The sequence below is a fragment of the Bradyrhizobium sp. 23 genome (assembly GCF_023073295.1).
GTDB lineage: Bacteria > Pseudomonadota > Alphaproteobacteria > Rhizobiales > Xanthobacteraceae > Bradyrhizobium > Bradyrhizobium canariense_D.
In genome coordinates this window covers 332,883-342,767 of the sequence record NZ_JADPJF010000148.1, presented here as the reverse complement: position 1 = coordinate 342,767, position 9,885 = coordinate 332,883, and the positions used below count along the sequence as shown (strand labels likewise).

8 protein-coding genes and 1 pseudogene are annotated in these 9,885 nt (G+C 64.0%); 1 reads left to right on the top strand and 8 read right to left on the bottom strand.

Features of this window, described 5'->3' with window-relative positions:
* The 5 genes and pseudogenes from IVB32_RS34935 to IVB32_RS34915 all read right to left on the bottom strand — a co-directional run.
* A pseudogene (locus IVB32_RS34935) lies at positions 1 to 257 on the bottom strand (squalene--hopene cyclase); the annotation flags it as partial.
* Between the two features lie 76 nt (positions 258 to 333).
* Positions 334 to 1,587 (bottom strand): hydroxysqualene dehydroxylase HpnE, encoded by a 1,254-nt coding sequence (gene hpnE / locus IVB32_RS34930; RefSeq protein WP_018456922.1) that lies wholly within the window; start codon positions 1,585 to 1,587, stop codon positions 334 to 336.
* Positions 1,587 to 2,426: a presqualene diphosphate synthase HpnD gene (gene hpnD / locus IVB32_RS34925; RefSeq protein ID WP_018456923.1), complete on the bottom strand. Its 840-nt coding sequence runs from the start codon at positions 2,424 to 2,426 to the stop codon at positions 1,587 to 1,589. Before hpnD ends, hpnE begins: the two co-directional genes overlap by 1 nt.
* Entirely contained in the window at positions 2,416 to 3,300 is an 885-nt protein-coding gene (gene hpnC / locus IVB32_RS34920) for a squalene synthase HpnC (protein WP_247300192.1), read from the bottom strand. Before hpnC ends, hpnD begins: the two co-directional genes overlap by 11 nt.
* A gap of 193 nt (positions 3,301 to 3,493) precedes the next feature.
* Complete coding sequence (locus IVB32_RS34915; protein WP_007593627.1) at positions 3,494 to 3,727, bottom strand: hypothetical protein; 234 nt, start codon at positions 3,725 to 3,727, stop codon at positions 3,494 to 3,496.
* A 459-nt stretch (positions 3,728 to 4,186) separates the two neighbouring features.
* Here IVB32_RS34915 and IVB32_RS34910 point away from each other — a divergent pair, with 459 nt between their 5' ends.
* Positions 4,187 to 4,684: a hypothetical protein gene (locus tag IVB32_RS34910; protein ID WP_018456925.1), complete on the top strand. Its 498-nt coding sequence runs from the start codon at positions 4,187 to 4,189 to the stop codon at positions 4,682 to 4,684.
* Between the two features lie 121 nt (positions 4,685 to 4,805).
* Here IVB32_RS34910 and IVB32_RS34905 read toward each other — a convergent pair whose 3' ends face one another.
* From IVB32_RS34905 to IVB32_RS34895, 3 genes are all read right to left on the bottom strand, one after another.
* Positions 4,806 to 7,172: an MMPL family transporter gene (locus tag IVB32_RS34905; protein ID WP_018456926.1), complete on the bottom strand. Its 2,367-nt coding sequence runs from the start codon at positions 7,170 to 7,172 to the stop codon at positions 4,806 to 4,808.
* Positions 7,173 to 7,378: 206 nt separating this feature from the next.
* On the bottom strand, positions 7,379 to 8,164 hold the full coding sequence (gene eutC / locus IVB32_RS34900; RefSeq protein ID WP_085362342.1) for an ethanolamine ammonia-lyase subunit EutC: 786 nt from the start codon (positions 8,162 to 8,164) through the stop codon (positions 7,379 to 7,381).
* A 6-nt stretch (positions 8,165 to 8,170) separates the two neighbouring features.
* The gene (locus IVB32_RS34895) at positions 8,171 to 9,757 is read right to left on the bottom strand and encodes a B12-binding domain-containing radical SAM protein (RefSeq protein WP_247300200.1); all 1,587 of its coding nucleotides are present in this window, start codon (positions 9,755 to 9,757) and stop codon (positions 8,171 to 8,173) included.
* Positions 9,758 to 9,885 lie beyond the last annotated feature (128 nt).

Sequence of the window (9,885 nt, the reverse complement as noted above, 5' to 3'; positions counted from 1 at the left end):
GGCCAGCCGCCATGGGCGCCCTGCACGCGGCGAAGATAATTGGCGATCTTGGCTTCGAGCACGGCATCGACCGGCTCGGCGAGATAATGGCGCAGCAGGACGTATTCGGCCGGAATCGTGCAATCTGCCTCGAGCTCGAACACCCAATGGCCGTCGGGTTGCTGGAAGCCGAGGACGCCTTCGGTGGCCGACGCAATGCTCGATTCCAAGTTCCTGAATTCTTGGGCTTCGCGGCTGGTCGCGTTCACGGAATCCATCTCGCTCGATTGCTCCGATAGTCGATTGAATGGGCCGAAATTGACTGGGACAAATGCCCGTCAGGGCCGCCTGTCACTATCCCTTGGCGGCCAGAACCAGATCGGCGGCGCGATCACCGGATCGGACCGATCCCTCGATGGTTGCAGGCAATCCCGTAGCAGTCCAATCGCCTGCAAGAAACAGGTTTTTCAGCGCAGTGACCGGCCCTGGACGCAGGGCATTCTGCGCCGGCGTCGCCGCAAATGTGGCACGGCGCTCGCGCACGATCTGCCAAGGGGGCAGCTCGCCGGAAACACCGCCCGCCTTGCAGACGTCGTTCCAGATCGCCTGCGCGAGTTCCTCGCGCGGCATGTCGACCAGACGGTCGCCGTTGCTGATGGTGACGGACAGCCGGTTCGGGAACGAAAACAGCCATTCCACGACGCCGCCGATCACGCCGAGGATCGGTGCCGATCCCGCCGGCGGCTCGACGCGGAAATGCGCATTCACGATGGCGCGGAATTCGGTCGGCGTCTTCAGGCCCGGCAGCAGGTTGGAGGCAGCGCGCGGCGGCACCGCCATCACGACGACGTCGCCTTCGCTGATCTGGATCACATCCTCGCCGCCGAAATTCAGCGCGCCGACCTTGCCGTCATGGGTCGCAAACGAGCGCAGCTCATGGCCGAGCTGAACGCTGTGCCCGCGCCCCTGCAGGAACGTCACGGCGGGCTCGATCAGTACCGCGCTGAGCCCGTCGCGCGCGATCAGGGGACGGCAGGCCTGCCCGCCGGCGAGCAGCGTCTCGCGCACGATCGCGCCGGCAAGCCCCGCCGAGCCTTCGGGTGGATCGACGTTGAGGGCCGCGAGCAGCAGAGGCTGCACCAGGCGCTGATAGAGAACGCCTTCGCACGGAATTGACTTGCCGACCAGCGTCTCTTCCGATGCCCAGATCAGCGGCGCCAGCTTCAGATAATCGGTCAGCCCAGTATCGGGGACGCGGCGGCTCTCGTCGAGCACCCAGGTCGGGAGCCGGCCGTCGCCGAGGTCGATCTGCCAGCGCTGCCCGGTCTTGAGATCGACGAAGGGAAACTGCGCGCGCTCCGGACCGACGAGGCCCGCCTCGGTCCCGATCGAACGCGCATAGGCGCGCGCATGGCTATTGCCGGACAGCAGCAGATGGTTGCCGTTGTCGATGGTGAGATTGGTGGCGCCGTCGTAATAGGAACGGCAACGGCCGCCGGCCTGCTGCGTCGCTTCGTGCACGGCGACCTTGAAGCCGGCATTGGCAAGTCGCACGGCGACGGAGAGGCCGGAGATTCCAGCGCCAATGATGTGAGCTGTTTTTTGCATCAGATGAGAGCGTATCGGAGCAGGATGGCGATACGTGTGATCTTCGACACACGCACCGGCTCGCGCGGCGCGTTGAACCCGCGCGCGATCAGGAGATCCAGAATGGCATGATAGTATTTCGACATCATCCGCGGCGCGCGCACCGCGCGGCGCCGGTTGCGGTTCATGATCTCGTCCGACTTCTCGAAATACACCTTTGCGCGCTGCGCCAGTGGCAGGCAGACCTTCGGCAGCGCGCGCTCGACGATCACGCGGTCCGGATCGTTGGAGGTGATGCCGGCATGCAGCAGCGCTTCGCGCGGCAGATAGAGCCGGCCGAGGCCCGCGTCCTCGTCGATGTCGCGCAGGATGTTGGTGAGCTGGAGCGCGCGGCCGAGATGATGGGCGAGCTCGATGCCGTCTTCTTCTGGCAAGCCGAAGACCCGGACCGACAGCCGCCCTACGGCGCTCGCGACGCGATCGCAGTAGAGATCCAGCGTCGCCATGTCGGGCGCGCGGATGTCCTGCGGCACGTCCATCTCCATGCCGTCGACGATGGCGAGGAAATCCTCGCGCTTGAGGCCGAAGGTCTTCACCGAGGTGACGTAGTCCTTCAGCCGCGGCGGCGGATTGCCCTGGTAGAGCGCATCGATGTCGTTGCGCCACGCCTGAAGGGCGGCGAGCCGTTCGTCGCGCGGGCCATCGGAATCGGCGATGTCGTCGACCTGGCGGCAGAAGCTGTAGATCTGGAACATCGCTTCACGCTGGTCGTGCGGCAGGATGCGCATCGCGGCGTAGAACGAACTGCCGGATGCGGTCGAGCCATAATTGGCGCCGGGCGAGGTCGCCTCAAGCGTCATGTGCAGTCCCCGGTCTGGAAATGGCCTTGCGTCCGACCGTGCGGCGGCCGACTTCGCCGATCATGCCGGCGAGGCTGAAGGTGAGGAGCTCGAGCTTGTTCAGGTGCACGCGCTCGCGCAGGGGATCGCGCACCTTCAACAGGCGCACGATGCGGTCGGCATAGGCCTGGATCACCGAGACCTCGACGCCGAGGCGGAAATCCCGGATCTCCGCAGCTAGCGACCTGCCCTCGGCGAGCAGCGCTTCGTTGCGGACGGCGAGAGCCTGAAGGCAGGCCAGCATCGCCGGTGGCGACTGCGCCAGTCCGAGCTGCTCGACCGAGGCGCCACTCGCGGCCAGCGCATCGCGCGGCAGATAGACGCGGTTGAGCTCGCGGAAATCCTTGCCGCAATCCTGGAGGTGGTTGTTGATCTGCAGCGCTGCGCAGAGCGCATCTGACGCGGCCCAGGTCGAGGTGCTCTCACCATGGACGTCGAGCATGAAGCGGCCGACCGGCATCGCCGAGTAGCGGCAATAATGGATGACCTCGTCCCAATTCTCGTAGCGCAACTTGGTCACGTCCATACGGAACGCGATGAGCACGTCGAGCGCGTGGCGCGGCGCCATGCCGCGTTCGGCCAGTGCGTGCCGCAGGCTGACGGCCTCGGCCTGGGTGTCGCCTTTGCCGAGCAATTCCGCCTCGAGCAGGTCGAGATAAGCGAGCTTCTCGTCCGGCGGCAGCGTGGCGTGGTCGGCGATGTCGTCGGCGGTGCGGACGAAATTGTAATACGCCAGGATCAGCGCGCGATGACGCGGATGAATGATCCAGGACGCGACGGGAAAATTCTCGTCGCGCTCACCCTTGCCGGATCGCAATTCGCTCGCAGAGGTCATCGAGGGCTGGTCTACAATCGTTTGGACAGGAAGGGCTTTTTCGCTCGCGCGAGCCCGTGCGGGCGATGCCGCCGCGGCCCCCATATAGGGGAATACGGCCGCAAAACCAATCCTGTCTCTCGATGGCTGCCCTTTGCGGATCAGGTCCGAAAAGGCGGCCCCGGGGCCGCCTTTTGTGGGCCAGTGGCCGAGCTTACTGGTTGTGGTTCTTCAGGACCTGGTCGCAGGCCTGAGAGATCTTGGCCCGGTTCTCCTTGAGGCAGGCCAGGATGGTGAAATCACCCTGGTCGATGACCGGACGGCAGAGCTTCTGCACATCGCGCGAGCAGGCCTTCTGCTCGGCGTCCGTGCCGCGCCCTTGCTGGGCGAACGCTGCGGTCGAGAGGGAGGCCGACAGCAAGGTGAGAGCGACGAGAAGCTTACGCATTGTATTCCTTCATTCTGACGGCAGAATCGCACCAATCCCGGTCAGCACAGGGCGACGACCGGAACGGATTGTTCTGATGGCAAGTCGCCGCGGGAGGAGCGGCCTCGGAGAAGGCACAAGCACTGGCAAATGCGGCCAAATTGGCGCCACGTCCACCAAATCAGGGCTTCCCTGCGCCTTCTCTGGCAAATGTAAGAGACTGATACTACGTCATAATTCAGGTGCGCCGCGTTTTGCTGCGCACCTGTTGCAGAGCTGCATCTCTCGATACCGCCTCGGGACCAAGAAACATGCCGAAATACGACAAATCGAGAGGTGGAAGCATGGCGCAAGGCGTCGTGAACTGCCATCTCTGGCAGTCGGGCATTGAACCTGTCACTGGCTCGGAACACTAAACTTTCGATGTAGCGAGACGTTCTTCGTGAGAAGCGGACGTCGTTCTAAACGGGATATTTTGAGATGAAATTCTTTGGACGGACTGAACTGGCAATCAAGGCGGCCGGCATCGGCGCTGCGCTGCTCTTCTCGGTTTCGACAAGTCAGGCTCAGTCGTCCGGACCGTTTGCAGGTTTCGAGGGCGCATGGACCGGGACGGGTACGGTGTCGCTGTCCGACGGCTCGACCGAGCGCATCCGCTGCAAGGCGGACTACAAGGTTGCCGGCACCGGTCTCAGTCTCAAGCAGGCGTTGCACTGCGCCTCCGACAGCTACAAGTTCGACCTCACCAGCGATGTGACCAGCCAAGGCGAGCGCATCTCCGGCAATTGGAGCGAGACCAACCGCAACATCTTCGGCAATCTCCAAGGCACTGCCGGTGGCGGCCAGATCGAGGTGTTCGTCGAGGCCAACGGCTTTGCCGCCAATTTGTCGCTGCGCACCAACGGCACCAAGCAGACGGTGCAGATCTCATCCAAGGGCGAGATTCGCGGCGTCAACATCACGATGACGAAGGGCTGACAGCTCTTTCCGCTCCGAAAGCGACAAGCCCCGGTTCTCGCGAACCGGGGCTTGTTGTTTTTCGGAGGCGCGGCGCAATCGTCCGGACCGCGCCGATTCCGTGTCCGATGGATGCAGCCGCTCAGATCGCCGGCTTGTCGGTGCCCTGAAGCTTGGCGTGCAGATTGATCAACCACATCGCCGTCGGCCGCAGGATGAAGAGGTCGGCGACGAGCGCCATCACCATCGAGAAGGCGCTGAGCCAGCCGAACAGCCGTAGCGACGGCAGATCGGAGAACACCGTGACGACGAGACCGCAGGCCAGCACCAACGTGGTCAGGATCAAGGCCGGGCCGACCAGCACGGTCGCGCGCTCCACTGCGAGCGCCGAGCCGACGCCCGGCTTGCTCTCGAGCCTGAGGCGGTTGAGGAAGTGGATGGTGGCGCTTAAGCCCAGGCCGAACGAAACGGTCAGAGCTACGACACTGGCAAATTGCAGTCCCTCGTCCATCGCCCACAGCACTGTTCCCGACATCACGACGGGGAAGATGCCCGGCAGGATGCAGGCGAACATCACGACCCAGGAACGGAAGGCAAGGCCGATGAAAATCGCGACCAGCGCGAATTCGACGGTGAGCCCGCGGTTGAGCTTCTCGATCATGCCGGCCGAATTGCGCGCGGCAATCGCGGCAAGACCCGTGACCGCCACTTCATAGCCGGGATGCTTCTTGCGGACGGCGTCGAGCTCGGTATCGAGCTTGTCGACGATCGGCAGGAGCTGGCTGGAATCCTTGTCCGGCACGCGACCTGCGACCACGACCGCGTCCTGCTCGGCATCGATGAACCGGCGCACCAGATGCTCCGGAATGACGCTGACATATTCCTTCAGGGTCGCGACGTCGGCGCTGCCGGCCTTGTCCGCGAGCCAGCGGCGCAGGGTCTCGACCGACCAGACATTGCCGACACCGGCGGCCTTCTCCACCGTCGCGTGCACGTCCGCGATGGTCTGCAGCGTCTCCGGCGAATAGAGCGATTCACCCTTGGGGAACTGGATCAGAACGTTGACCGGGTTGGCGCCGGTGAGCTTGGCGTCGAGCCGGTCGCTGGCCGCGACCGCTTGGCGCTTGTCCGGCACCTGGTCGGCGAGCCGGTAGCGCGGCTCCAGATTTGCGTAGATGACGCCGAGGCCCGCCACGAACACCACCGCGATCAGGCTGAACAGGCCGGGACGGCCCACCATGCGCACCGCGATCCAGTAGCAGAAATTACGCAGCGCTTGTACGCCGGCATCCGCGCTCTGGAACTTGGTCGCAAAGACCTTCTCGTTGCGCACGAGCAGCACGCCGAACACCGGCACGAGCGACAACACCGCAACCAGCGCGATGATGGTGGCGGCGAGACCCGCCTCGCCGAACTTGCGGATCAGATCGGAGTCGGAGAACTGGAGCGCGATGAAGGAAATGCCTGCGGTGCCGTGCGTCAGCACGCAGGCCGGTCCCACCACCAGCACCGCGTTCTTGAATGCGGTGAACTTGTCCTGGCCCGCGATCAGCCGGTCGCGCGCGGCGAAGGTGAGCTGCATCGAGTCCGAGAAGCTGATGACCATGATGAGCGGCGTCATCACGTTCAGGAACATGTTGAGATTGAAATTGGCCCAGCCGAGCGCGCCGAGCGCCAGCAGGATCGCGATCATCGGCGGGAACGCCGCCGCCACCATGAACGAGATTTTGCGGAAGAAGATGATGGCGATGACACAGCCGGCGAGAATGCCGAGGATGTTGTAGGTGAGCCCGTCGCGCTCGACCGCGTTGCGGATCTCGAGCTGCATCACCGGCACGCCGGAAAGCTGCACGTTGAGCCCGGTGTCACTGAGGTCTTCCTTTATCAGCGCGCGGATGTCGGCGACGGTCTTGGTCAGCTTGTTGGAGGCGACCACCTCCGGATCGAGCGACAGCACGATCAGCGCCAGCGTGCCGTCCTCGGACAACAGCTTGCCGCGGATGATCTCGTTGGCTTTGACGCCCTCGATGAACTTGTCATAGGCCTCGCCCTCGGGCAGCTCGGGCGGGAACAGTGCGGCGGGAAGCTTGCCCGGAGCGGGCGCCTGACGCGCGGAGAACAGCGAGACCAGTCCGCGCGTACCCTCGACCAGCTGCATGTCGGTGACGAAGTCGCGCAGCTTCTCGAGGTTGTTCCGGGCCAGCAGGGTCTTGCCCTCGACTACGACGAGGACATCGAATTCCTCGGCCGGGAACTTCTTGGTCACCGCTTCGTACTGGCGGAATTCCGGCGTGTTGGACCGGAACAGCTGCGACAGCGAATCGTCGATCTTGATCCGGTGGATGCCAAACACGGCGCCGACGATCAGCACGAGCAGGACGACGCAGGAGACGATGGGCGCCCGGACTGCGATCAGCCCGATGCGCTCCAGCCCGAAGGCGATCGAGGACGCAGGTCCCTGCTCGACCTTGTCGACATGAACCTCACTCTCGCTGTGCTTTTCGAGCATGCCTTGTCCAGTTCCTAAATCGGCTCGGGTCTGTGAGCTTGTCGCGCCCCGCGAACGGCTTGAAAATGCCATACCAATGGGAGGCTTGCCCTTTGAAAATGCGCAGAAAATCGCTGCGAGGGGTTTAGCAGGTCAATCGCCCTTCTCGCAAGCAGGCGGAGTGTGGCCGAATCGATCAAGATGTGGCGATTTTGCCTTAATGCCCTTCATCCGGGCAAAGCCGTGCCAATTCGACGCGGCGCCCGGTCTGCGCTCTCGTCCTTCAGCGCCACACCGCTCACTTCCCGCGCGAGCCCCTCGCGGACGAGCCAGGCGATCTTGAAGGCAGCCTCGTCATAGCTCAACCCGGCCTTGTGGATGTTCGACACGCAATTGCGCTCGGCATCGGTACGGCCCGGCTTCGGGGCGAACGTCAGATAGGCGCCGAGACTGTCGGGCGCCGACAGGCCCGGCCGCTCGCCGATCAGCATCACGACCATGCGCGCGCCGAGAATGGCGCCGATCTCGTCGCCGAGCGCGACGCGCGCGCCTGAGGCGACGACGACATGGCCGATCGCGACACCATCGTCGGCCGCGAGCAACGGCAGCAGGCGCATCACCAGAGCGGCCGCATGGGCGTGGACCGCCGCCGCCGACAGGCCGTCGCCAATCACGAGTGCGAGTTGGCACGGCTCCGAGGCGCTCCGCGCCAAGGACTCGGCTGATCCGGCATCGAGCCGTCTGCCCAGATCGGGCCGCCGCAGATAGTCCCCGCGGTCGACCGCCCGGCTGTTCGCCTCGGTGACGACGAGGCCAAGCGCGCAGAGATCCGCGACCAGCCGCGGCGCATCGAACACGGCGTGTACGGCATCGCGGGCGCGGGCGTGGTCCAGTGTGAAATCGAGCAGTGCCCGCGTCGGCAGGCTCGCGCCGCTGCGCCCCAGCGCCACGCGCGCGGGCGTGAGCGAACGCAGATCGAGGGTCGGACGACGCGGGATGGCCGGATCAGACATGTCGCATCATTCGGCGGGGACGGAGGCCTCGCGTAGCCGGATCGAATAGTTCGAGGCGTTTTGCTGGCCGGTCGAGGCCGCCCGCGCAAAAGTGATGAGATGGTGCGCGATCAGGGTGCAGCCGATCAGCCCTTCGAGATCACCGCGCTTGATGCGGCCCAGCGCGAACTTCCAGAACACGCGCTTGTAGTCGCCGAGCACGCCGACCTTCCAGAAGATGTTTCGCAGCATGACGAGGCCGCGCCTGATGTTGGTCCAGGTCTTCATCTCGTCCGGCGTTGGCATCTTGAGGCGGTGCACGTAAACGTGGTCGCATTGATACTGGAAGCGCCCGTAGACCTTCTCGGGCTCGTAGGCGACGGCCATGGCGTGCTTCCAGGACGCAACGACGTCGTCGTAGGGCAACAGGAAGTCAACATTGGAATCGCGCCCGTCGTCCTCGACCAGGCGCCCCTCGCGCTCCAGACGGTCCCACAGCGGCGTCTTCGGCAGCGCCTGAAGCAGGTTGATCGTGAGCAGCGGAATTCGGGACTCCTCGACAAAGGCGAGCAGCGCCTCCGAAGTGTTCGGCTTGTCGGTGTCGAGCCCCATGATGATGCCGGACACGACCTCCATGCCGTAGGAGTTGATGGTTTGCACGCCCTCGAGGATCGGGACCATCATGTTGTGGTCCTTGTGCATCGCCTTCAGCGCATCGGGGTCGGGCGTCTCGATGCCGCAGAAGATGGTGACGAAATAGGCCTCGCGCATCTTCTCGAGGATTTCCGGCCGCTTGGCGATGTTGAGCGTCGCCTCGCAGGCGAGCCGCACCATGTAGCCGGTCCTCTTCTGCCATTCGATCAGATGCGGCAGGAGGTCGAGCGCCGCCTTGCGGTTGCCGATGAAATTGTCGTCGACGAAATAGACCGTGTCGGTCATGCCGCATTCCCGCAGGCGGTCGAGTTCGGCGATGATCTGCTCCGGCGACTTGAGGCGCGGGTTGCGGCCATAGAGGCCGGGGATGTCGCAGAACTCGCACTGATACGGACAGCCGCTGGAATACTGGATGCTGCCGAGGAAGTATTTCTTCACGTCGGCGAGCTCGTAGGCCGGGATCGGAAACTCCGTCATCGGCACGCGGTCCTTGGTGGTCAGCACCACCTGCGCTTCCGGACGGGAGGTATCGCGCGACAAGATCTCGAGCAGCTGATTGGTGGCATCGCCGAGCTCGCCGACATGGAGATAGTCGAACGACGGATAATAGTCCGGACAGGCGCTGACGGAGGGACCGCCGAGCGCGACTGGCAGATCGAACTCGTGGGCGCGGCGGCAGATATCGTTCATCTGCTGGCGCTGGATGTGCATGCCGCTGACGAAGACCGCCTCGGCCCATTCGAACTCTTCTCTGGTCGTACGGCGAAGGTTCTCGTCGACGAATTTGACCTGCCATTCCCTGGGCAGATAGGCCGCGAGCAGCAAAAGTCCCTGCGGCGGCATGAAGGCGCGGACGCCATCGGTCAGGGGGTAGGAATGCTCGAACGTCCCGAACGAGGATGTGTATCGCGGAAACACGCAGAGAATCCGCCGGGACGTCCCGTTACTTTCAGCTCGCATCAAAGCTCCCCCGCCACGCTCGACTTAGCTGCGGAAATTGCCAGACAGCTACATAGCGTAATGCTGCCGCCGGAATTTCTCAATATTGTGGCAGAGCTTAATTCCCTTGGGCACCAATGGTTTCCTCG

What these genes read in the sequence shown, in the direction of transcription:
- hpnD (WP_018456923.1), bottom strand. Translation starts at nt 2,426, where the DNA reads ATGACGCTTGAGGCGACCTCGCCCGGCGCCAATTATGGCTCGACCGCA.
- eutC (WP_085362342.1), bottom strand. Translation starts at nt 8,164, where the DNA reads ATGTCTGATCCGGCCATCCCGCGTCGTCCGACCCTCGATCTGCGTTCG.
- hpnC (WP_247300192.1), bottom strand. Translation starts at nt 3,300, where the DNA reads ATGACCTCTGCGAGCGAATTGCGATCCGGCAAGGGTGAGCGCGACGAG.
- IVB32_RS34895 (WP_247300200.1), bottom strand. Translation starts at nt 9,757, where the DNA reads ATGCGAGCTGAAAGTAACGGGACGTCCCGGCGGATTCTCTGCGTGTTT.
- hpnE (WP_018456922.1), bottom strand. Translation starts at nt 1,587, where the DNA reads ATGCAAAAAACAGCTCACATCATTGGCGCTGGAATCTCCGGCCTCTCC.
- IVB32_RS34915 (WP_007593627.1), bottom strand. Translation starts at nt 3,727, where the DNA reads ATGCGTAAGCTTCTCGTCGCTCTCACCTTGCTGTCGGCCTCCCTCTCG.
- IVB32_RS34905 (WP_018456926.1), bottom strand. Translation starts at nt 7,172, where the DNA reads ATGCTCGAAAAGCACAGCGAGAGTGAGGTTCATGTCGACAAGGTCGAG.
- IVB32_RS34910 (WP_018456925.1), top strand. Translation starts at nt 4,187, where the DNA reads ATGAAATTCTTTGGACGGACTGAACTGGCAATCAAGGCGGCCGGCATC.